The organism is Kitasatospora sp. NPDC001539 (assembly GCF_040298565.1).
Classification (GTDB): domain Bacteria; phylum Actinomycetota; class Actinomycetes; order Streptomycetales; family Streptomycetaceae; genus Kitasatospora.
Genome location: NZ_JBEPAK010000031.1, coordinates 16,333 through 39,930, shown reverse-complemented (window position 1 = coordinate 39,930; position 23,598 = coordinate 16,333). Strand labels below are relative to the sequence as shown.

12 protein-coding genes are annotated in these 23,598 nt (G+C 73.6%); 9 read left to right on the top strand and 3 right to left on the bottom strand.

Annotated elements, in window-relative coordinates:
* Positions 1-113: 113 nt before the first annotated feature.
* A complete protein-coding gene (locus ABT247_RS08355; RefSeq protein WP_350739902.1) occupies positions 114-962 on the top strand; it encodes a phosphatase PAP2 family protein in 849 nt (282 codons plus the stop codon).
* Here the strand turns inward: ABT247_RS08355 and ABT247_RS08350 are convergent.
* Both ABT247_RS08350 and ABT247_RS08345 read right to left on the bottom strand, forming a co-directional pair.
* A complete protein-coding gene (locus ABT247_RS08350) occupies positions 955-1,518 on the bottom strand; it encodes an acetate uptake transporter (RefSeq protein WP_350739899.1) in 564 nt (187 codons plus the stop codon). The two genes, ABT247_RS08355 and ABT247_RS08350, sit on opposite strands and share 8 nt — an antisense overlap.
* 266 nt (positions 1,519-1,784) lie before the next feature.
* Positions 1,785-4,346, bottom strand: coding sequence for a SpoIIE family protein phosphatase (locus ABT247_RS08345; RefSeq protein ID WP_350739896.1), 2,562 nt, complete (start codon positions 4,344-4,346; stop codon positions 1,785-1,787).
* Between the two features lie 581 nt (positions 4,347-4,927).
* Between ABT247_RS08345 and ABT247_RS08340 the strand changes: the two genes are divergently transcribed.
* The 8 genes from ABT247_RS08340 (at position 4,928) to ABT247_RS08305 (ending at position 17,995) form a co-directional block, all read left to right on the top strand.
* The gene (locus ABT247_RS08340) at positions 4,928-9,442 is read left to right on the top strand and encodes a HAMP domain-containing protein (RefSeq protein WP_392901938.1); all 4,515 of its coding nucleotides are present in this window, start codon (positions 4,928-4,930) and stop codon (positions 9,440-9,442) included.
* Between the two features lie 297 nt (positions 9,443-9,739).
* Positions 9,740-10,375, top strand: a complete 636-nt coding sequence (locus tag ABT247_RS08335; protein WP_350739893.1) for a response regulator — start codon at positions 9,740-9,742, stop codon at positions 10,373-10,375.
* A 221-nt stretch (positions 10,376-10,596) separates the two neighbouring features.
* The gene (locus tag ABT247_RS08330) at positions 10,597-13,293 is read left to right on the top strand and encodes a DNA translocase FtsK (protein WP_350739890.1); all 2,697 of its coding nucleotides are present in this window, start codon (positions 10,597-10,599) and stop codon (positions 13,291-13,293) included.
* Between the two features lie 351 nt (positions 13,294-13,644).
* Positions 13,645-14,526, top strand: coding sequence for a helix-turn-helix domain-containing protein (locus ABT247_RS08325; RefSeq protein ID WP_350739887.1), 882 nt, complete (start codon positions 13,645-13,647; stop codon positions 14,524-14,526).
* A 97-nt stretch (positions 14,527-14,623) separates the two neighbouring features.
* Positions 14,624-16,129, top strand: coding sequence for a 30S ribosomal protein S12 methylthiotransferase RimO (rimO, locus tag ABT247_RS08320; RefSeq protein ID WP_350739884.1), 1,506 nt, complete (start codon positions 14,624-14,626; stop codon positions 16,127-16,129).
* On the top strand, positions 16,126-16,764 hold the full coding sequence (pgsA, locus tag ABT247_RS08315) for a CDP-diacylglycerol--glycerol-3-phosphate 3-phosphatidyltransferase (RefSeq protein ID WP_350739881.1): 639 nt from the start codon (positions 16,126-16,128) through the stop codon (positions 16,762-16,764). The genes rimO and pgsA overlap by 4 nt, the downstream gene beginning before the upstream one ends.
* 59 nt (positions 16,765-16,823) lie before the next feature.
* Positions 16,824-17,300: a CinA family protein gene (locus tag ABT247_RS08310; RefSeq protein WP_350739878.1), complete on the top strand. Its 477-nt coding sequence runs from the start codon at positions 16,824-16,826 to the stop codon at positions 17,298-17,300.
* Between the two features lie 326 nt (positions 17,301-17,626).
* Positions 17,627-17,995, top strand: a complete 369-nt coding sequence (locus ABT247_RS08305) for a helix-turn-helix domain-containing protein (RefSeq protein WP_350739875.1) — start codon at positions 17,627-17,629, stop codon at positions 17,993-17,995.
* 517 nt (positions 17,996-18,512) lie between these two features.
* Here the strand turns inward: ABT247_RS08305 and ABT247_RS08300 are convergent.
* Positions 18,513-23,327 carry an ATP-dependent helicase gene (locus ABT247_RS08300; protein WP_350739872.1) on the bottom strand — a complete coding sequence of 1,605 codons (4,815 nt, stop codon included), beginning with the start codon at positions 23,325-23,327 and terminating at the stop codon, positions 18,513-18,515.
* Positions 23,328-23,598 lie beyond the last annotated feature (271 nt).

The following is a 23,598-nucleotide window of genomic DNA, read 5'->3' as shown; positions in this document are numbered from 1 at the left end:
CGCCGATGGTACTGCAGGGGGGACCCTGTGGGAGAGTAGGACGCCGCCGAACAATCATTCCGAAAATACCCCCTCCCGGACGGGAGGGGGTCTTTTTGCGTTACCCTCTGCCAATGCAGAACCTGACCCTGACCTGGCAGTCCGCCGGGGGCGCCGCCGTCGGCCTCTACGGGGGTGCGTACGTCGCCGCGCGGGTCCGGAAGCCGGGGGTGTCTGCGCTGCTGCGCGAGGCCGGCACCCTGTTGGCGCTGTTCGCGCTCTGGCAGCTGGTGGGGCACCTGTCGGTGATGAGCGCTGATCACGCGCTGGACCGGGCGGGCTGGATCCACCGCACCGAGCTGGCGATCGGGTTGCCGGACGAGGCCTCCTGGCAGGCGGCGGTCACGCCGTACCCGGTGCTGGTGAGGCTGGCCAACTACTACTACGCGGTGATGCACTTCGCGGTGATGCTGGCGGTGCTGCTCTGGGTGTACGTGCGGCACCGGGAGCGCTATGCGTGGGTGCGCAACACGGTGGTGATCACCACCGCGGTCTGCCTGCTGGTGCAGTTCGTCCCGGTGGCACCGCCGCGGATGCTCCCGCAGAGCGGGTTCGTCGACGTGGCGGCCGAGTACGGGCAGTCGGTGTACGGGGGTGCGGTCGGCGGGGTGGTGGTGGCCGACCAGCTGTCGGCGATGCCGTCGGTGCACGTCGCCTGGTGCGTGCTGGCGGCGGTCGCGGTGGTGCGGGTGTCGCCGAGCCCGTTCCGCTGGGTGATGGTGCTGCACCCGGTGCTGACCGTGGCGGTGGTCGTGGTGACGGCCAACCACTTCTGGGCCGACGGCATCGTGGCGGTCGTGATCCTGCTCTTCGCCTACGCGGTGCTGGCGCTGGTGGCACGCCGGCGGGGTCGGACCCCCGTCGAGACGGAGGTGCGACCCCGCAGTGGTGCTCGGGAGCGGTCGAGGCAGCAGGTCACTTGACCGGCAGGGCGACCTTCCCCCAGGAGCCGTTGCTGAGCGCGGAGGTGGCCCAGTACCAGGCGGCGAGCCCGGCGACGGCCGCGATCCAGCCGGCCGCCTTGGCGAGGCCGCCGTACCCGCCGAAGGTGGCGACGGCGGACAGCACCAGGGAGAGCGTCAGCAGGCCGTAGACGGCGCGGCCGACGAGTCCGGAGCCCCAGCTCGCCGCGGTGAGGCTGAGGGCGAGCAGGGCCCACAGCAGCAGGAACAGGCCGGCGGCGTTCTTGCTCGCGCCGCCCGCGACCGACCAGGTCGCCCAGAAGGCGCCGAGGCTGGTGAAGGCGGTACCGGTGAAGCCCTCGCCGCGGCGGAGCTGCCACAGGCCCGCGATGAAGAGGGTGACGCCGCCGAGCAGGTGGGCGAGGTGGCCGGCGTCCCCGACCCCGGCGCCGTGCAGGATGCCGGTGGAGAGCAGACCGTAGGCGAGCAGTGTCAGGCCGAGGGCGAGGTAGCCGAGGCTACCCGCGTCGGCGCCGGTGGAGCGGGCGTTCGATGCCCCGGTAGCGTCGTTGCTCACCGGAGGCTCCTTTCACTCTGGGCGCGCGCAGGGCGCAGTGACGCTTGGTGTGGGTTCGAGGAGTGGGTGCGCGCGACCGCGCCGGGGGCGCACGGCGAAGGTGCGCGCGGGCAGCGGTCAGAGGTGAGGTCAGAAGTGATGGGCCGGCGGAGATCCGCTGGTCACGTCCCCTCCGGGGGATTCCCCGGTGTGATCGGTGTACCCGACACGGGACTCTTGTACCCTTGTGAATATAACAATTTGTGACTGCGTCAGCTGCGGACCGTTCAGGGCTGACGCTGGTTCGGGACCCGCAGCGTCAGGATCGCCATGTCGTCGGACGGCGGCTCCGCGGCGAACCGTTCGACCGCGCGCTGCACCCGCATCGCGACCGCCCCGGCGGTCAGGCCGGTGCAGCCGGTGAGCACCTCGGCCAGCCCGTCGTCGCCCAGCATCCGCGGGCCCTCGCGGCGCTCGGTGACGCCGTCGGTGACGCAGAGCAGGACCTCGCCGGGGGAGAGCACCAGGTGCTCGGCGGTGAGGTCGAGGTCGTCCATGACGCCGAGCAGGGGTTGCGGGGTGGCCGCCCGGTCGACCCGGCCGTCGGTGCGCAGTCGCAGCGGCAGCGGGTGGCCGGCGCAGACCAGGGACAGTTCGGTGCTGCCGTCCGGCCGGGGCGTGAGCTCGCCGTAGAGCAGGGTCAGGAAGCGGCTGCGCGAACCCTCGTCCAGGATGGCCGCGTTGAGGCGGCTCAGCACCTGCGGGGCGTCCAGGCCCTCGCGGGCCAGCAGACGCAGCGAGTGCCGGGCCAGGCCGGTGACCGAGGCGGCCTCGGGGCCGGTGCCGCAGACGTCGCCGATGGCGAAGCCGTAGGTGCCCTCGCGGATGGTGAACAGGTCGTAGAAGTCGCCGCCGACCTCGTTGCCCTCACCCGCGGCCTGGTAGTAGACGTCCACCTCGACGCCCGGGATCTCGGGCAGGTCGGGCGGCAGCAGGCTGCGCTGGAGGGCCTGGCTGGTGGCCGTGCGCTCCGAGTAGAGCCGGGAGTTGTCCAGGGCGAGGGCGGCCCGGCGGGAAAGGTCCTCGGCGAGCTCGAGGATCTCCTGGCGGAAGCGGGTGCCGGCCGGGACGCCGAGCGCGAGCAGCCCGATGACCCGGTTGCGGGCCGTCAGCGGCAGCACCACGGTCTCGCCGAGCAGGCCGGCCAGTTCGGGGCTGTCGGCGAGTCCGCGGGCGGCCGCGGTCTCGGTGGGCGCCGACCAGAAGCGGACGCCGTGGGTGGGGCCGGCCTCGGGGGCGGGGGTCTTGTCGAGCAGGTCGCGCAGCGGGTCGATGCGGTCCTCGTCCTCGTGCAGGACGAAGGCCGGGCCGGCCGAGGAGCCGTGGTCGCCGTTGGTGTAGACGGCGCACCAGGAGGAGAGGGTGGGGACGGCCATCTGGGCCATCAGCGCGAGGGTCTGCTCGTGTTCGAGGGTGCCGGCGAGCAGGTCGGAGGCTTCGACGAGGAAGGACAGCGAGCCGCGGCGCAGCCGTTCGAGCTCGGTCAGCCGGGTGCTCTCGACGGCCAGCGCGACCCGGTCGGCGGCGAACTGGAGGCGCAGCGCGTCCTCGTTGTCGTAGCGGCCGGGCACGGTGGTGGCGATGCCGAGCGACCCGATCAGGCGGCCCTCGACCTTGAGCGGGACGGTGATCAGGGAGCGCATGCCGCTGTCGGCGAGCAGGGGCAGGCCGGTGGGGCGGGCGGCCAGGTCCTCGTGGACGGTGGGCAGCCGGGCGGAGTCGTAGCGGTTGCCGGTCTCGACGGGGAACCGGGCGTGCCGGCGCAGTCCGGTGCTGAAGCCGGTGGTGGCGCGGAGCTCGAACTCGGTCTCGTCGTCGGTGGTGAGCAGCAGGTAGGCGGCGTCGGCGTCGAGCAGGTCGCGGGCGCGTTCGACGGTGCGCTGGAGCAGGGTGTCCAGGTCGTCGGTGGCGACCGGGCCGGCCAGCAGGTCGAGCCGGGGGCCGGCGGATTCGGGGCGCTCGCCGGGCAGGGCGCGGGCGGGGGAGCGCAGCACCGCGCGGTCGGGTTCGCGGACGAGCAGGCAGAGCGTGGAGGGGACGCCCTCGGTGTCGCGCACCCGGACCTGGACGCCGTAGACCTCGACCTCCTCGCCGTCGGCGCGGCGGACGCCGTAGCCGCCCTCCCAGCGGGCCAGCTGAAGGGTGTCGGAGAGGCCGAGGCCGCGGCCGGGCGACTGCGGCCAGACGGCGAGGTCGGCCCAGGGGCGGCCGAGGACGGCGGAGGCGGGGTGCTGGAAGAGGGCCTCGGCGTCGGGGTTCCAGGCCAGGACGCGGCCGTCCTCGTCGAGCTGGACGACGGCGACGTGCAGCGGTCCGGCGCTGCTGGGCAGGTCGCTGCCGGGGGTGGCGGGGACGGCATAGGCGGTGCCGACCACGTGGGCGGGCAGGCTGAGCCGGAACCACACGGTCTTCTGCCCGGCCGCGTACTCGACGCCCCAGCGTTCGGCGAGGGCGGAGCACATCAGCAGGCCGCGGCCGCCCTCGCCGTCGGGGTCGGCGTAGCGGTCGGAGGCGGAGGCGGGCCCGTCGCCGAGGGAGGGCAGGCTGCGTTCGGGGTGGTGGTCGGTGACCTCGATCCGGACGGTCTCCTCCTCGCGCAGGCAGCAGACTTCGGCGGCGGTGCCGGCGTGCACGACGGCGTTGGTGACCAGCTCGCTGACCAGGACGACGGCGTCGTCGACGACCTCGGGCAGGCCCCAGCCGAGCAGCGCGTCCCGGACGAAGCCCCGGGCGGCGGCCGCGGACCTGCCGTCGGGGTCGAAGGTGGCGGCTGCGCGCGCGGTGACCACGTTGCCACGTCTCCTTTGCTGGTCTTGCCCTGGCTGTCCGGTGCGGCGCCGACTCCCCGTGCGCGCCGTCGGGGTGCGGCGGCGCTGGGTCGGGTCGTGGCCCGGTGCAGCGCTCCACCCTACTTTCCGCCTGGTTCCCCGTGGGGGCGGGGCGGTGAAACAGGCACTGGAGGGTGATTCTGCCCACCTGTTTCGGACGGTGCGGTACCAACCGAGCGCAACCGGCCGTGCACTCGGCGCCAGTGCTGCCAGACTGGGGGGTCCGCGACGGCCGGTGGGAGCAGTACGGTCGTGTGGGTGCCGGTGTGCCGAGTGGGTCCGCCGGTGCGCAGCCCAGCCGGGCCGGTGCCCGGGCGCGTGCCGGAACGGCGCGGCGGTCACCGGACAGTTCACTACGTGGGAGGGGCCCGTTGAGTTCGGCCACCAAGGACGCAACCAAGGACGCATCCGGTTCGACGCCGCCCGCCCAGCGCGGCGGACGGTCCGGGACGGCGCCGCGGAACGTGGCCGGCCGGCGTTCGGGCCACAACCGGGGTGCCGAGCCGGCCGACCTGCGCAAGCTGCTGTCCGCGCTGACCGCGATGCGGGACGGCAACTTCCGCCGCCGGCTGACGGTCCCGGGCGACGGGCCGCTGGCGGAGATCGCCGCGGTGTTCAACGAGGTCGCCGAGCGCAACCAGCACCTGACCGGGGAACTGGCCCGGGTGCGCCGGGCGGTCGGCCGCGAGGGCCGGCTGAACGAGCGGTTGGAGACCGGCGCGGGCGAGGGCGCCTGGATGGCGGCCGTCGACAACTGCAACGCGCTGATCGACGACCTGGCCCGTCCGATGGCCGAGGTGGGCCGGGTGCTGACCTCGATCGCGGAGGGCGACCTGGACCAGAAGATGGAGCTGCGCTCGCTGCACAGCAACGGGGTGAGCCACCCGCTGCGCGGCGAGTACCTGAAGATCGGGCGGACCGTCAACGGGCTGGTGGACCAGCTCTCGGAGTTCACCGACGAGGTGACCCGGGTGGCCCGCGAGGTGGGCACCGAGGGCAAGCTCGGCGGTCAGGCGAAGGTCCGCAGCGTGTCCGGCAGTTGGAAGGACCTGGCGGATTCGGTCAACACCATGGCGGGCCGGCTGACCGCGCAGGTCCGCAACATCGCCCAGGTGACCACGGCGGTGGCCAAGGGCGATCTGTCCCGCAAGGTCACGGTGGACGTGGCGGGCGAGATGCTGGAGCTGAAGAACACCGTCAACACGATGGTGGACCAGCTGAACAGCTTCGCCGCCCAGGTCACGACGGTGGCGCGGGACGTCGGTACCGAGGGGCGGCTGGGCGGTCAGGCGCAGGTGCCGGGCGTGGCCGGGGTCTGGCGCGAGCTGACCGACTCGGTGAACTTCATGGCCGACAACCTGACCGGCCAGGTGCGCAACATCGCGCAGGTGACGACGGCGGTGGCGCGCGGGGACCTCTCGCAGAAGATCGAGGTGGACGCGCGCGGCGAGATGCTGGAGCTGAAGAACACCATCAACACGATGGTCGACCAGCTCTCCGGCTTCGCCGAACAGGTGACCAGGGTGGCCCGCCAGGTGGGCACCGAGGGCCGGTTGGGCGGTCAGGCGCAGGTCCCCTGGGCGGCCGGGGTCTGGCGGGACCTGACCGACAACGTCAACTTCATGGCGAACAACCTCACCGACCAGGTGCGCAACATCGCGCAGGTGACGACCGCGGTCGCCAAGGGCGACCTGTCGCAGAAGATCCAGGTGGACGCGCGCGGGGAGATCCTGGAGCTGAAGAACACCATCAACACGATGGTCGACCAGCTCTCCTCGTTCGCCGACGAGGTGACCCGGGTGGCCCGGGACGTCGGTACGGAGGGCATCCTCGGCGGCCAGGCCAGCGTGCCCGGGGTGTCGGGGACGTGGAAGGACCTGACCAACAGCGTCAACCTGATGGCCAACAACCTGACCAGCCAGGTCCGCAACATCGCCGAGGTGACCACGGCGGTGGCGCGCGGCGACGTGTCGAAGAAGATCACCGTCGACGCCCGGGGCGAGATCCTCGAGCTGGTGACCACCGTCAACACCATGGTCGACCAGCTGTCGGCCTTCGCCGACGAGGTGACGCGGGTCGCCCGCGAGGTGGGCACCGAGGGCATCCTGGGCGGTCAGGCCCGGGTCCGCGGGGTGTCGGGGATCTGGAAGGACCTGACCGACAACGTCAACTTCATGGCGTCGAACCTGACCGGGCAGGTGCGCAACATCGCCGAGGTCGCCTCCGCGGTGGCCCGCGGCGACCTCTCCAAGAAGATCACCATCGAGGCCCAGGGCGAGATCGCGATGCTCGCCGGGACCCTGAACACCATGGTCGACCAGCTGTCCGCGTTCGCGGTGGAGGTCACCCGGGTCGCCCGGGAGGTGGGCACCGACGGCACGCTGGGCGGCCAGGCGAGCGTGCCGGGCGTGGCCGGCATCTGGAAGGACCTGACCGACAACGTCAACCAGATGGCCAACAACCTCACCGGCCAGGTCCGCAACATCGCGCTGGTGATCACGGCGGTGGCGCGCGGAGACCTCTCGCAGAAGATCGACGTCGACGCGCGGGGCGAGATCCTCCAGCTCAAGACCAACATCAACACCATGGTCGACCAGCTGTCGGCCTTCGCCGACGAGGTCACCCGGGTCGCCCGCGAGGTGGGCACCGACGGGCGCCTCGGCGGCCAGGCCCGGGTGCCCGGCGTGGACGGCACCTGGCAGGACCTCACCGAGTCGGTGAACGAGCTGGCCAACAACCTGACCCGGCAGGTGCGCGCGATCGCCCAGGTCGCCACCGCGGTGACCAGGGGCGACCTCAGCCTGCGGATCGACGTGGACGCCGCGGGAGAGCTCGACGAGCTCAAGGACAACATCAACCAGATGATCGCCAACCTGCGCGAGACCACCCGCACCAACCAGGAGCAGGACTGGCTCAAGACCAACCTGGCCCGGATCTCCGGCCTGCTGCAGGGCCGCCGGGACCTGGAGGCGGTCGCCTCGCTGATCATGACGGAGCTGACCCCCGTGGTCTCCGCCCAGCACGGCGCCTTCTTCCTCGCCCAGCCCGCCGGCCGCACCGCCGAGCTGATCACCGAGGACGACGACGAGAACGACACCGTGCTGCGGCTGATCGGCAGCTACGGCTACCAGCGTCGGGCGATGCCGACCACCTTCCGGCCCGGCGAGTCGCTGATCGGGCAGGCCGCGGTGGAGAAGCGGGCGATCATCGTCAAGGAGGCGCCGCCCGGCTACCTCAAGGTCGCCTCCGGGCTCGGCGAGGCCTCCCCGGCCCACATCGTGGTGCTGCCGGTGCAGTTCGAGGGCCGGCTGCTCGGCGTGATCGAGCTGGCCACCTTCAGCTCCTTCACCACCGTCGCGCTGGACTTCCTCAACCAGATCGCCGACCTGATCGGCGTGACCGTCAACACCATCAGCGTCAACACCAAGACCGAGGGCCTGCTGCTGGAGTCCCAGCGGCTCACCGCGGAACTCTCGATGAGGTCGGCCGAGTTGGAGGCGCGCCAGGAGGAACTGGAGCGCACCAACGAGGAGTTGCAGGAGAAGGCCGAGCAACTCGCCCAGCAGAACCGGGACATCGAGATCAAGAACAGCGAGATCGAGGAGGCCCGGCAGGTCCTGGAGGAGCGTGCCGAGCAGCTCGCCCTGGCCTCGCGGTACAAGAGCGAGTTCCTCGCCAACATGTCGCACGAGCTGCGCACCCCGCTCAACTCGCTGCTGATCCTGGCCAAGCTGCTCTCCGACAACAACGAGGGCAACCTCTCGCCCAAGCAGGTCGAGTTCGCCGACACCATCCACGGCGCCGGCTCCGACCTGCTCCAGCTGATCAACGACATCCTCGACCTGTCCAAGGTCGAGGCCGGGAAGATGGACGTCCGCCCGACCCGGATCGCCCTGGTCCAGCTGGTGGACTACGTCGAAGCCACCTTCCAGCCCGTCGCGCTGGACAAGAACCTGGCCTTCGAGGTGCGGGTCTCGCCCGCACTGCCGGTCACGCTGCACACCGACGAGCAGCGGCTCCAGCAGGTGCTGCGCAACCTGATCTCCAACGCGGTGAAGTTCACCGACACCGGAGGCGTCGACTTCTCGATCAGCCCGGCCGGCCACGACGTCCCGCAGCACGTGCGCGAGCGGCTGCTGGAGTCCGGCTCGATCCAGGGCCCGGACGACGAGCTGATCGCCTTCTCGGTCTCCGACACCGGCATCGGCATCCCCGGCAACAAGCTGCGGGAGATCTTCGAGGCGTTCAAGCAGGCCGACGGGACCACCAGCCGCAAGTACGGCGGCACCGGCCTCGGCCTCTCGATCAGCCGGGAGATCGCCCGGCTGCTCGGCGGCGAGATCCACGCCGAGAGCGAGCTCGGCCGGGGATCGACGTTCACCCTCTACCTGCCGCTGCGCACCGAGGCCCCGGACGCCGTGCCCGCCGACCGGCCGGCGGAGCGTCCGGCCGCGCCCGCGCCGCGCGCCTCGGTGGGGGTGACCCCGGTGGGCCTGCCGGTGCCGGTCGGCGAGAACCCGGCCGACCACTGGGCCCAGGAGGTCCGGGAGATGGCCGAGGAGCGCCGCCGCGGTGCGGTGGAGCGCCGGCGCAGCGCCGCGCTCGAGAGCGCCGCCGCGGCCCGGACGGCGGAGCCCGCGCAGCAGCCGCGGCCCGACCGCGGCGACACCCGCTTCGACGGCCAGCAGGTGCTGATCGTGGACGACGACGTGCGCAACGTGTTCGCCCTGACCAGCGTGCTGGAGCAGCACGGCCTGACCGTGCTGTACGCCGAGAACGGCCGCGAGGGCATCGAGATGCTGGAGCAGCACGAGAACGTGGCGCTGGTCCTGATGGACATCATGATGCCGGAGATGGACGGCTACGCGACCACCGAGGCGATCCGCCGGATGCCCCAGTTCGCCGGGCTGCCGATCATCGCGCTGACCGCGAAGGCGATGAAGGGCGACCGCGAGAAGTCGCTGGAGGCGGGCGCCACCGACCACATCACCAAGCCGGTGGAGACCGACCACCTGCTGGCGGTGATGCACGAGTGGTTGAACGGCGACCGCGCGTGAACCCGGGCGCGGGCGCGAACCCCGGGCCGGGCCCCGGGGTTCGCGCCCGCCGGTGGACCTGTTTGCTGGCGGTCGGACCCGGGAACCCGGTAGGGTCACCGAGCGTTGCGAACAGTGACCGGACGGCGACACCCTGCTGAGCGTGCGCCGGTGCACTGGCAGCGCGCCGCTCCGGATCGGGTCCCGATGGAGCGATGTGCCGGGCGAGGGGGTGCGGCTAGCATGACCGGAGTAGCGGTGGGCAGTGTGCGGGTGCCTTCACCGGGCGGCAGGCAGGCGACAGGAGGACGGGCCCCCATGCAGAAGGCGAAGATCCTCCTGGTCGACGACCGGCCGGAGAACCTGCTGGCGCTGGAGGCGATCCTCTCCGCCCTGGACCAGACGCTGGTGCGCGCCGCCTCCGGCGAGGAGGCGCTGAAGGCGCTGCTGACCGACGACTTCGCGGTGATCCTGCTGGACGTCCAGATGCCCGGGATGGACGGCTTCGAGACCGCCGCCCACATCAAGCGCCGCGAGCGCACCCGGGACATCCCGATCATCTTCCTCACCGCGATCAACCACGGCCCGCACCACACCTTCCGCGGCTACGCGGCCGGGGCCGTGGACTACATCTCCAAGCCCTTCGACCCGTGGGTGCTGCGGGCGAAGGTCTCGGTCTTCGTGGACCTGTACGTCAAGAACTGCCAGCTGAAGGAGCAGGCCGCGCTGCTGCGGCTGCAGCTGGAGGAGGGCGGCGGCGAGCAGGAGCTCGGCGGGGCGCTGCTGGGCGAGCTGTCCGCGCGGCTGGCGGCGGTCGAGGAGCAGGCGGAGGCGCTCGGGAAGCAGCTGGACGGCACGCAGGACGCCGGGGTGGCCGCCACCGCGGCGCACCTGGAGCGCAAGCTGGCCGGTCTGCGCCGGGCGTTGGACGCGATGCGGCCGGGCAGTTCGTAGGACCGGCCCGGTACGGCTCGGCGTGCCCGGGCAGCTCGGAGGACCGGCCTCGGCTGGGTGCCGTTCGGTGCGGAACCGCGGCTCCGCGCTCGCCCGTCCGGGTGGTTCAGCGGTGCAGCCGGGTGAAACCCGGTCAGCGTGACGGTGTGTCTGCGACACGTCCGGGCACCCCGCCCCGGGCGCGTGGGCACCGGTGGTCAGCACCGGTAGGCTGCTGACCCATGGCCACTCGCACGCCCGGGAACGCAGCACGCAAGCCGACTCCGGGACCGTCCAAGAAGGCCGCGGCGAAGGCCCCGGGGAAGCCGCCCGCGAAGAAGGCGGCAGCCCGCAAGGCCCCCGCGAAGAAGGCGGCGGCCAAGTCGACCCCGCCGCCCCCGCCGCCGTCCCGGTCGGGGCTGGTGCGCTTCCTCAACGCCCTGGCGAGCCCGATCGCCGCGATCTTCCGCGGTGTCGGCGACGGCGCCAAGAACCTCCACCCGGCCCACCGCAAGGACGGGCTGGGCCTCGTGCTCTTCGCGCTCGCGATGGTGATCGCCGCCGGCACCTGGTTCAGCCCGCAGGGCTGGCTGGGCGAGGCGGCCACCGCCGTGGTGTCCGGACTGTTCGGGCGGCTCGACGTGCTGGTGCCGTTCCTGCTGGCCGGCATCGCGATCCGGCTCTGGCGCCACCCGGAGCTGCCGGAGGCCAACGGCCGGATCGTGATCGGGCTGAGCGCGCTGCTGGTCGGCGTCCTCGGCCTGGTCCACATCGGCTGCGGCGCGCCCGTGATGGGCAGCGGCGCCTCCCGGATAAGGACGGCCGGCGGGATCGTCGGCTGGGCCGCGTCCACCCCGATGATGGCCGCCGCCGGCCCGGCGCTGGCGGTGCCGCTGCTCCTGCTGCTGGCCTTCTTCGGCCTGCTGGTGGTCACCGCCACCCCGGTCAACCGGATCGGCGAGCGGCTGCGGGGCATCGGGATACGGCTCGGCGTGGTCGAGCCCGGGCCCCAGGACGAGGTGCACTGGGGGCGCACGCCGGAGCGCGAGCTGTCCACCGAACCGCCGGAGGACGCGGACCCCGACGCGCTTCCGTTCACCCTGGACACCGTCGGTGACGACCCGACGGACGAGGTCGCCGCGCGCCGCCGCCGCCGTCGGCGCAAGCAGGGCGCCGATCCCGAGGAGCGGCCGGAGGCCGTCCGGCTCTCCCTGGACAAGGAGCCGCTGGACGGGGAGGCCCCGGACCCGTACGCCACCCGCGACCTCGCCGCCGGAGCGGCCGCCGACCTGGACGGCGCGCTGGTCTACGGCGTGCCCGCCTCCTCCGCGGTGGCGGACATGATGCACCAGGTCAAGGACCTCACCGCGCCGCCCGAGGAGCCGGCCGTCCCGGCCGCCCGCAGCGGTGGCCCGGGCGCGCCCGCGGAGCACGGCCCGGCGCCGGTGCGGATGGAGCAGCTCCAGCTCGCCGGGGACATCACCTACGCGCTGCCCCCGCTCGACCTGCTGGAGCGCGGCGGCCCGGCCAAGGCCCGCAGCGCCCTCAACGACGAGGTGGTGGCCCAGCTCACCAGCACCTTCGCCGAGTTCAAGGTGGACGCCAGGGTCACCGGCTTCACCCGCGGCCCGACGGTCACCCGCTACGAGGTCGAGCTGGGCCCCGCCGTCAAGGTGGAGCGGATCACCGCCCTCGCCAAGAACATCGCCTACGCGGTGGCCAGCCCGGACGTGCGGATCATCAGCCCGATCCCGGGCAAGTCCGCGGTCGGCATCGAGATCCCCAACCGGGACCGCGAGATGGTCAACCTCGGCGACCTGCTGCGCTCGCGCGCGGCCGCCGAGGACAGCCACCCGATGCTCGTCGGCATGGGCAAGGACGTCGAGGGCCACACGGTGATGGCGAACCTCGCGAAGATGCCGCACATCCTGGTGGCCGGTGCGACCGGTGCGGGCAAGTCGTCCTGCATCAACTGCCTGATCACCTCGATCCTGGCCCGGGCCACGCCGGACGAGGTGCGGATGGTCCTGGTCGACCCGAAGCGGGTCGAGCTGACGGCGTACGAGGGCATCCCGCACCTGATCACGCCGATCATCACCAACCCGAAGAAGGCCGCCGAGGCCCTCCAGTGGGTCGTGCGCGAGATGGACATGCGCTACGACGACCTCGCCGCGTTCGGCTTCCGGCACGTGGACGACTTCAACGCGGCGGTGCGGGCCGGCAAGGTCACCCCGCCGCCGGGCAGCGAACGGGAGCTGACGCCGTACCCGTACCTGCTGGTGATCGTCGACGAGCTGGCCGACCTGATGATGGTCGCGCCGCGGGACGTCGAGGACTCGGTGGTCCGGATCACCCAGCTGGCCCGTGCGGCCGGCATCCACCTGGTGCTCGCCACCCAGCGGCCCTCGGTGGACGTGGTCACCGGTCTGATCAAGGCCAACGTGCCGTCACGGCTGGCCTTCGCGACCTCCGCGATGGCCGACTCCCGGGTCATCCTGGACCAGCCCGGCGCGGAGAAGCTGATCGGCAAGGGCGACGCGCTCTTCCTGCCGATGGGCGCGAGCAAGCCGATCCGCATGCAGGGCGCCTTCGTCACCGAGGCGGAGATCGCCCGGGTGGTGCAGCACTGCAAGGACCAGCTGAGCGCCGTCTACCGGGACGACGTGACGGTCGGATCCGGGCCGAAGAAGGAGATCGACGAGGAGATCGGCGACGACCTGGACCTGCTGATCCAGGCGGCCGAGCTGGTGGTCTCCACCCAGTTCGGCTCCACCTCGATGCTCCAGCGCAAGCTCCGGGTCGGCTTCGCCAAGGCGGGCCGGCTGATGGACCTGATGGAGTCGCGGGGGATCGTCGGTCCGAGCGAGGGCTCCAAGGCCCGTGACGTGCTGGTGAAGCCGGACGAGCTGGACGGTGTGCTGGTCACCCTGAGGGGCTGAGCGGACCGAGCCGGCCGGGAGTGGCGGTATCGGCAGGGGAACTGACGGGCGCCCACGGGAGCCGCCGAGGACGCCCTCACGTGCGGCTGACGGACCCCGCCGATCGAGGCGTTCACTCGTTCGGTGGAGGGTAGACGAGCCGCAAGGAACCGGATGCCCGCGCGCCGCGTCACACGCCGGAAAGCGCACCCCGGGGCCCGCCGGGCACCCCCGTTGACGGCCGGTCAACGGGGGGCCGGCCCCCGGGGGCGGCGGGCGCGCGCATTCGGGCCCGCTCCGCTTGAGAAACGATCCGCCCCCGCCCCTAGACTGTTCTCCAGCAGGTGGCCATCCGCTCGAAAGGCGTGCCCCGTGACCATCGGCAAGTCCCCCGACCGCGAGAACGCCCCGTCGCCCGCCGAGCCGACCGACGAGTCCGTCGAGCCGACCGACGACGAGGTGCAGGCGGCCGATGCCCCGAGCATCGGCCGGGTGTTGTCCGCCGCCCGGATCGAGGCGGGACTCACGGTGGACCAGGTGAGTACCGCCACCCGTGTGCGGGTGCCGATCGTCCACGCCATCGAGGAGGACGACTTCGGCCGCTGCGGCGGCGACTTCTACGCCCGCGGGCACATCCGCTCGATCGCCCGCGCCGTCGGCGTGGACGGCGAGGAACTGGTCGCCCGCTACGACGCCGCGCACGGCGGCTCGCCGGCCTCCAAGAGCCCGGCCACGCAGCTGATCGACAGCGGTCCGATCAAGGTGCCCGGCCGCAGCCGGCCGAACTGGACGGCGGCCATGGTCGCCGCGATCGTCGCGGTGGTCGCGCTGATCGGCTTCAACCTGGTCAACGGCAAGGACGGCCGGAGCACCACCGGCTCCGCCAGCGCCCCGCTGCCCAGCGGCTCCGGCACCGGCTCCGTCGCCCCGGTCACGCCGACCGTCCAGCCGCCGGCGCCCGCGCCGAGCGCCGCCGCGATCGCCGCCGTCCCGGCCGACAAGGTCACCGTGAAGCTGGTCGCCGAGGGCACCAGCTGGGTGTCCGCGATGGACGGCAACGGCAAGTCGCTGTTCCAGAACAACATCAGCGGCGGCCAGGACCAGACCTTCACCGACCCCAAGCAGATCAAGCTGGTGCTCGGCAACGGCGGGGCCGTGCACGCGTACGTCAACGGCAAGGACCTCGGCCTCCTCGGCAAGGACGGCCAGGTGGTGCACGTCACGTACACCCCCGGAGACCCGCAGGCGGGCTGACCACAGGGGCCGGCCGGGGCCGGTGGTGATCAGCTGATCCAGGGCGCGCGGACTCCGGGGCGAACGGCACCGGAGGCCGCGCGTTAATCTTGGGCCTATGCCTGAACGCCGTACTGTCGCCCTTGTCACGCTCGGATGCGCCCGCAACGAGGTGGACTCCGAGGAACTCGCCGGGCGACTGGAGGCCGACGGCTGGTTGCTGGTCGACGACGCCGCCGAAGCCGACGTCGCCGTCGTCAACACCTGCGGCTTCGTGGAGGCCGCCAAGAAGGACTCCGTCGACGCCCTGCTGGAGGCCAACGACCTCAAGGGCCACGGCCGCACCCAGGCCGTCGTCGCCGTCGGCTGCATGGCCGAGCGCTACGGCAAGGAGCTCGCCGACGCGCTGCCCGAGGCGGACGGCGTGCTCGGCTTCGACGACTACGCGGACATCTCCGACCGCCTGCAGACCATCCTGTCCGGCGGCCACCACGCCCCGCACATCCCCCGCGACCGCCGCAAGCTGCTGCCGATCAGCCCGGCCGAGCGGCAGTCCGCCGCCGAGGCCGTCGCCCTGCCCGGCCACGGCGCCGAGGCCGCCGCCGCGCCGATCGCCGACCTGCCCGACGGCCTCGCGCCCGCCTCCGGCCCCCGCACCCTGCGCAAGCGGCTGGACGACAGCCCGGTCGCCTCGGTCAAGCTCGCCTCCGGCTGCGACCGCCGCTGCTCCTTCTGCGCCATCCCGGCCTTCCGGGGCTCCTTCATCTCCCGCCGGCCCTCCGACGTCCTGCACGAGGCCCAGTGGCTGGCCGGGCAGGGCGTCCGCGAGATCGTCCTGGTCAGCGAGAACAACACCTCGTACGGCAAGGACCTCGGCGACATCCGGCTGCTGGAGACGCTGCTCGGCGAGATCTCCGCGATCGAGGGCGTCGAGCGGGTGCGGGTCTCCTACCTGCAGCCGGCCGAGATGCGGCCGGGCCTGATCGACGCGATGACCGGGACGCCCGGCGTGGTGCCCTACTTCGACCTGTCCTTCCAGCACTCGGCGCCGGCCGTGCTGCGCCGGATGCGCCGCTTCGGCTCCACCGACCAGTTCCTGGAGCTGCTGAAGACCATCCGCGACAAGGCCCCGCAGGCCGGCGCCCGGTCCAACTTCATCGTCGGCTTCCCCGGGGAGACCGAGGAGGACTTCGCCGAGCTGGAACGCTTCGTCACCCACGCCGGGCTGGACGCGATCGGCGTCTTCGGCTACTCCGACGAGGAGGGCACCGAGGCGGCCGGCTACGACGGCAAGCTGCCCGAGGACGTGGTCGCGGACCGGCTGAACCGGCTCAGCCGCCTCGCCGAGGAGATGACCGCCCAGCGGGCCGAGCAGCGGATCGGCACCGAGGTCGAGGTGCTGATCGAGTCGGTCGAGGACGGGGTGGTCGAGGGCCGTGCCGCCCACCAGGCCCCGGAGACGGACGGCCTGACCACCCTGCACGGCGTCGAGGACCCGCGGGTCGGGCAGTTCTGGCGGGCCACCGTGGTGGCCAGCGAAGGCGTCGACCTGATCGCCGAGGCGCTGGAACAGGTGCGCCTGCCCGGCACTGTGAGGGCCGAGGCGCCGGGAGCCGGGGAATGACCAAGGGGCCCGGCGCCCCGGCCGCGGCCCACCCGGGCAGACCGGCGGCCGCCCTTCCGCCGGCGCCGGGCATCTGGAACATCGCCAACGTGCTCACGATGGTCCGGGTGCTCCTGGTGCCCGTCTTCGTCGCGCTGCTGTTCGCGGACGGCGGGCACAACCCCAAGTGGCGGGCGGTCGCCTGGGCCGCGTTCGCCATCGCGATGATCACCGACCTGTTCGACGGCGAGCTGGCCCGCCGCAAGGGCCTGGTCACCGACTTCGGGAAGATCGCCGACCCGATCGCCGACAAGGCGATCATGGGCTCGGCGCTGATCGGCCTCTCGCTGCTCGGCGACCTGCCCTGGTGGGTCACCGTGGTGATCCTGGCCCGCGAACTCGGCATCACGCTGATGCGCTTCTGGGTGATCCGCTACGGGGTCATCCCGGCCAGCCGCGGCGGCAAGCTCAAGACGCTGACCCAGGGCACCGCGGTCGGCATGTACGTCCTGCCGCTGACCGACTGGCTGGCCACCGGGCGGGCGGTCCTGATGGGCCTGGCGGTGCTGCTGACCGTCGGCACCGCGCTGGACTACGTCGGGCAGGCGGTGCGACTGCGCCGCGAGGGCAGGGCCGCGCAGCGGGCGGAGCACTGAGCGGCGGTCGCACCGGTGGCGGGCTCGTGAGGCCCGTGAACGAAGAAGGGGGAGACCTGGTGACGGACTACGAACTGGCCGAGCGGGCGCACGCCGCACTGCGCGCCCGGGGCGGCACCCTGGCCGTCGCCGAGTCGCTGACCGGCGGGCTGCTGGCCGCCGCCCTGGTGGACGTCCCCGGGGCGTCCGCGACCTTCCGGGGGTCGGTCACCGCCTACGCGACCGGGCTGAAGGCCTCGGTGCTCGGCGTGGACGAGGGCTTGCTGGACGTGCACGGCCCGGTCCACCCGGTGGTGGCCGGGCAGATGGCCGAGGGCGTGCGCGGGCTGCTGGGGGCCACGTACGGGCTGGCGACGACCGGGGTGGCCGGTCCGGAGCCGCAGGACGGTCAGCCGGTCGGCACGGTACACCTCGCGGTGGCCGGCCCGGAGGGAACTCTGGTCAGTTCGCCCCTGCTGTCCGGCGACCGTGCCACAATCCGTCACGGTGCGGTGACCGCCGCACTGGAGTTGCTGGTCGTCCGGCTCGCTCGCTAGGGGCCCGTCGCAGGTTCTCCGCAGGTTCTCCGCCGGAGCGGGGTCCGTCGAACTGGCGAGCGGGTATGGCACAGCTGGAGGATCGTGTTACATCCAAGGTCCTGGTTGGGCAGAAACCAGGTGGCGAACGAGTTGCGTGACGGTGGCCGGGTGGGCCGCGACGGGTACCACGAGGGGCCCGCGAACCCGGAGGCGGCACCGGAACGAGGAGGGGGGCGGCCTTGCAGCCCAGAGTGAACACGACCGGGGTCCCCGCACGCGAAGCGGGCAAGGCGGTACGGTGGGGGCGTGACATCTCGATCCGCAGTCCGAGGAGGGAGGCACCGATGATCCTGCTCCGTCGCCTACTGGGCGATGTACTGCGTCGGCAGCGCCAGCGCCAGGGCCGCACACTCCGCGAGGTGTCGGCGGCCGCCAGGGTTTCGCTCGGGTACCTCTCCGAGGTGGAGCGGGGTCAGAAGGAGGCCTCCTCGGAGCTGCTCTCCGCCATCTGCGACGCACTCGACGTCCGGATGTCCGAGGTCATGCGCGAGGTCAGCGACGAACTGTCGCTCGCCGAACTTGCGGCGATGGCCACCCTCTCCGAAGGTGATCTGCTGAGGCCGGTACTCGAACCGGTTCCGCTGCCCGCCCCCGGCACCGACCGGGCGAACCTCTCGCCCAAGGCCGCCGCGATGGACGTGGTCGCCGCCTGACTCCGGCCTCGCCACCCGGGCTGCTCCGACGCCCGGGACGAGCGGAGGAGGGCGGTCGTGCGAAGACTCGTGGCGGTGCGCGCGGCGGCCCCGGCCCGAATACGGCAGCAGGTGCGGCGCGCAGTGCCCTGGCGGGCCCGTTGGGTCCTGGCGGTCCTCGCTGCCGGGCTCGCCCTCTGGCTCCCGGCCGTCCGGGAGCAGCTCGCGGACGGTGCGGTGCTGGGACTGCTCGCGGCCGGCGGCTGGGGGCTCGGTCTCATCCCCGTGCACGCCGACCGGAACGCGACCGGGCCGGTGCGACGCGGACGCCGACGCCGCGCGGGGAAGCCCGTGGGCCGGATGGAGGCACAGCCGCCCCCGAGCGGGTGATCGGACGTGGCCGGAGGCCGTGGGGTCGTTGACTCCGCGGCCTCCGTCGTTCCTCCTGCGCCCGGCCCGAGGGCCCGCGAGGGGCCAGGGAGCCCTGCGGGGCCCTGCGAGGCCCTGCGGCGCGACCCTGGGGGCCTGCGGGGGCTTGCTAGGGGCGCAGCCGGAGGCCGCGCGGGGTGGCGTGGAAACCGGCGTCCTCCAGGGCGCGGCCGAGCTCGGAGCCGAGGGCGGGCTCGCCGTTGGCCCGCTCCACCGTGACACTGCCCAGGGCCCCCGCGCGGACCGCGTCGGCGAGCGCCCCGGCGGCCAGCGCCCGGGTCGCGGGGTCCTGGGGCCAGGCCAGCAGCGACTTCCCGCCCCGCTCCACGTACAGCGCCAGCTCGCCGTCCACCAGGACCACCAGGGCGCCCGCCTTGCGGCCCGGTCGATGGGCGGTGGACTCCTTGCGGTCGGGGGCGGTGGGCGGCTCCGGCCAGGGCAGGGCGGCGCCGTAGGCGTTCGCCGGGTCGGCGGCGGCCAGCACCAGCAGCTGCGGCGGCTCCGCGGTCGGGGCGGCCGGCCACTCGGCGCTGCGGGCCCGTTCCAGCCGGCCGCTGACCGAGCGCAGCCGGTCCGCGGCGCCCTCCATCGCGAACTGGGCGCCGCCCAGGCCCTCGACGAAGTAGCCGCGGCGGGCCCGGCCGCGCTCCTCCATCGCGGCGAGCACCCGGTAGACCCCGGCGAAGCCACCGGGCACCCGTTCGGCGGCGACCGTGCCGCGGGTGAGCAGCCCGTGCCGGTCCAGCAGGCTCTGCGCCTGGGCGGTGGCCCGTACCGTCGGGTCGGTGGCGAAGGCGGGCAGCAGCGACCAGCGCCCGGCCACCGTCGGCGGGCCGCTGCGCCCCGCGCCGCCGACCCGGCCGAAGGGCCGGCCCGCACCGCCGTAGCGGCCGCGGGGGGTGGCCCTCGGGGCGCGGTGGGCGGTGGCGCCCGCGGTGCGGCCGGAGCCGAGCAGGGCACGCAGCGGGGCCAGGGTGTCGTTGGTGACGTACCCGGCCCAGACCAGGTCCCAGAGCGCCTCGACGACCTCCGGCTCCGGGGTGTCCTCCGGAAGCTGCTGCACGAGCTGGCGGAAGAACAGGCCGTAGCCGCCGGCCAGGGCCTGCATCAGGGCGCTGTGCACCGGGGTGAGCGTCGGCGGGACGGGCTCGGGCCGCAGCAGGTGGGCGTTCTCGGCCAGGTGCAGGCTGAGCCAGCCGTCCTTGCCGGGCAGCGCGCCGGCGCCGCACCAGCCGATCTCGCCGGCCGCCATCAGCTCGTCCAGCAGCCCCGGGGAGTAGTCGGAGAGCCGGGCCGGGAGGACCAGCTTCTCCAGGGCGGAGGCGGGCAGGGCGGTGCCCTGGAGCTGTTCGACCACCCGGAGCAGGCCGTCCGGGCCGCGCAGCCGGTGCCCGGCCAGGTGCTGCCACTGCGGCAGGAACGCCGCCAGGGCGCGCGGCGGAACGGGCTCGACCTCCTGGCGCAGGGCGGCCAGCGAGCGGCGGCGCAGCCGGCGCAGCACCTCGGCGTCGCACCACTCGAGGACGGCGTGGCCGGCGGGTGCCGCACCGAGCGCCTCCGACGAGGTGGGGTGGCGGGCGGCCGGGGGGCGGAACTGGCCCTGGACCAGGCGGCCGGCGGCGGTGAGCCGGTGCAGGGTGCCGGTGACGACGGCGGTGCCGAGGCCGAAACGGGCGCCGGCCTCGGCGGCGGTGAACGGGCCGTGGGTACGGGCGTGGCGGGCCAGCAGGTCGCCCAGCGGGTCCTTGACCGGTTCGGTGAAGGCCTCGGGGACGCCGACCGGCAGCGGGGTGCCGAGCGCGTCCCGCAGCCGTCCGGCGTCCTCGATCGCGGCCCAGCGCTGTTCGCCGGCGATCCGGACCTGGATCACCCGGCGGGCGGCCTCCAGCTCCAGTGCCCAGAGCGGCTCGGCACCGCGGACGGTCAGCTCGGCCTCGGTGAGCGGGCCGAGCAGGCGCAGGGCGTCGGCGACGCCCTCGGCGTCCTTGATCCGCCGTTCCGGGGTGAGGCGTTGGAGCTCGGCCTCCAGCTCGGCGAGCACCTGCGGATCGAGCAGTTCGCTCAGCTCGGCCTGGCCGAGGAGTTCGGACAGCAGCCGGGAGTCCAGTGACAGGGCGGCGGCCCGGCGCTCGGCGAGCGGGGAGTCGCCCTCGTAGAGGAACTGGGCGACGTAGCCGAACAGCAGCGAGCGGGCGAAGGGCGAGGGCTCGGGGGTGGTGACCTCGACCAGGCGGACGGCGCGGGACTCGAGGTCACCCATCAGCTCGACCAGGCCGGGGACGTCGAAGACGTCCTGGAGGCATTCGCGGACGGCCTCCAGGACGATCGGGAACGAGCCGTACTCGGAGGCGACCTCGAGCAGTTGGGCGGCGCGCTGGCGCTGCTGCCAGAGCGGGGTGCGGCGGCCGGGGCTGCGGCGGGGGAGCAGCAGGGCGCGGCCGGCGCACTCGCGGAAGCGGGCGGCGAACAGGGCGGAGCCGCCGACCTGTTCGGTGACCAGCTGTTCGATCTCGCCGGCCTCGAACAGGGCGGCGTCGGCGCCGACCGGGGCCTCGTCCGGGGCCGGGCCGGAGGGTGCGGCGGGGCTGCTGAAGTCGAAGTCCGGGGCGAACAGGTCGGCGTCGGGCAGGCGCAGCACGATCCCGTCGTCGGCGTGCATGACCTGGGGGTCCAGGCCGTGCTTCTCGCGCAGCCGGGCGCCCAGGGCCAGGGCCCAGGGAGCGTGCACCTGGGCGCCGAACGGGGAGTGGATGACGATCCGCCAGTCGCCGAGCTCGTCCCGGAAGCGCTCGACCACGATGGTGCGGTCGTCCGGGAGGTGGCCGCAGGCGGCGCGCTGCTCGGCCAGGTAGTCCAGCAGGTTGGCGGCGGCCCAGTCGTCCAGGCCGGCCTGCTTGAGGCGCTCGGTGGCGGCCTCCGGTTGGAGGGTGCCCAGCTCGCGGGTGAACGCGCCCAGGGCGCGGCCGAGTTCGAGCGGGCGGCCGAGGGAGTCGCCCTTCCAGAACGGGAGCCGGCCGGGGATGCCGGGGGCGGGGGTGACCAGCACCTTGTCGTGGGTGATGTCCTCGATCCGCCAGGAGGTCGTGCCGAGGGTGAACACGTCGCCGACGCGGGACTCGTAGACCATCTCCTCGTCGAGCTCACCGACCCGGCCGCCGCCCTTCTTGGGGTCCGTGCCGGCGATGAAGACGCCGAACAGTCCGCGGTCGGGGATGGTGCCGCCGGAGGTGACGGCGAGGCGCTGGGCGCCGGGGCGCCCGGTGACCGTCCCGGCGACCCGGTCCCAGACCACCCGGGGGCGCAGCTCGGCGAAGGCGTCCGAGGGGTAGCGGCCGGCCAGCATGTCGAGCACGGCGTCGAAGGCGGACTGCGGGAGGGTCGCGAACGGCGCGGCGCGGCGGACCACCGCGAGCAGGTCGTCCACCTGCCAGGTGTCCAGGGCGGTCATCGCGACCAGCTGCTGGGCCAGCACGTCCAGCGGGTTGCGCGGGATGCGCAGGGCCTCGATCCGGCCGGCCCGCATCCGCTCGGTGACCACGGCGGACTGCACCAGGTCGCCCCGGTACTTGGGGAAGAACACGCCGGTGGAGACGGCGCCGACCTGGTGGCCCGCCCGGCCGACCCGCTGCAGGCCGGAGGCGACCGACGGCGGGGACTCGACCTGGACGACGAGCTCCACCGCGCCCATGTCGATGCCCAGCTCCAGGCTGGAGGTGGCGACCACGGCGGGCAGCCGACCGGCCTTCAACTCCTCCTCGACGAGGGACCGCTGCTCCTTGGAGACGGAGCCGTGGTGGGCCCGGGCGATGACCGCGGGCGCGCCCTTGGCGGCGCCCGAGCCGCCCATCAGCTGGGCCGGGGCGTGCGCCTCCGGGAAGGCGCTGCCGGTGGCGCGCTCGTGGGCGATCTCGTTCAGCCGGTTGCACAGGCGCTCGGCCAGGCGCCGGGAGTTGGCGAAGACGATGGTCGAGCGGTGCGCCTCGACCAGGTCGACGATCCGCTCCTCGACGTGCGGCCAGATGGACGCGCCCCCGGCCTGGGGGCCGGGAGGTGCCCCCAGGTGCTGCGGGTCGCTCCCGGCGGCGCCGCCGGTGGCGGGCGCGGCGGGCAGGTCGTCCAGGTCGGGGACGGGGACGACCACCGAGAGGTCGAACTGCTTGGCGGCGGCGGGCTGGACGACGGCGGCGCCGCGCTGGGGGCTGAGGAAGCGGGCCACCTCCTCGACCGGGCGCACCGTCGCGGACAGGCCGATCCGGCGCGCCGGGCGGTCCAGCAGCTCGTCCAACCGCTCCAGGCTGAGCGCGAGGTGGGCGCCGCGCTTGGTGCCGGCGACGGCGTGGACCTCGTCCAGGATCACCGTGTCGACGCCGCGCAGGGCCTCCCGGGAGGCGGAGGTGAGCAGCAGGAAGAGCGATTCGGGGGTGGTGATCAGGATGTCGGGCGGGTGGCTCGCGAAACGGCGGCGGTCGGCGGCCGGGGTGTCGCCCGACCGGATGGCGACCTGCACCTCCGGCTCGGGCAGGCCGAGGCGGACGGCGGCCTGGCGCAGGCCGGTCAGCGGGGCGCGCAGGTTCCGCTCGACGTCCACCGCGAGGGCCTTGAGCGGGGAGACGTAGAGCACCCGGCAGCGGCGCTTGGTCTCGGCGGGGGGCGGGGTGCTGCTGAGCCGGTCGAGGGCGGAGAGGAAGGCGGCGAGCGTCTTGCCGGAGCCGGTGGGGGCGACCACCAGGACGTCCGTTCCGCGACCGATGGCGCGCCAGGCCTCGGCCTGGGCGGTGGTGGGGGCGGAGAAGGCACCGGTGAACCAGGCCCGGGTGGCCGGGGCGAAGCCGGCCAGGGGGTCGTCGGCGGCCTGGGGGCCGTCGGGCCGGGGGAGGCCGGTCGGCGGCTCGTCGGCCGGTGGGGTCGGGTGCTCGGGCGCCATGCCCCCATGGTGCCGGGTGGGACTGACATGCGGCGGGACGGCCGGGCGGTCGGGAGGACGGCCGGTGGGGCGGCGGGTGCGGGTGCGGGTGCGCGTGGGCGTGGGCGTGGGCGGCGGGTGGTGGGCGGCGGGCGCCGGTGCGGCGGGCCCGGCGGGAGGCGCCGGGGGCGGGGGGTGTAGCTGCGGGGGCGGGAACAGTGATCGGCTCATATGGTGATGAAACGGACATGTGATCAATCTCTGGCCGCTGCCGGACGGCCGTGGCCGCATG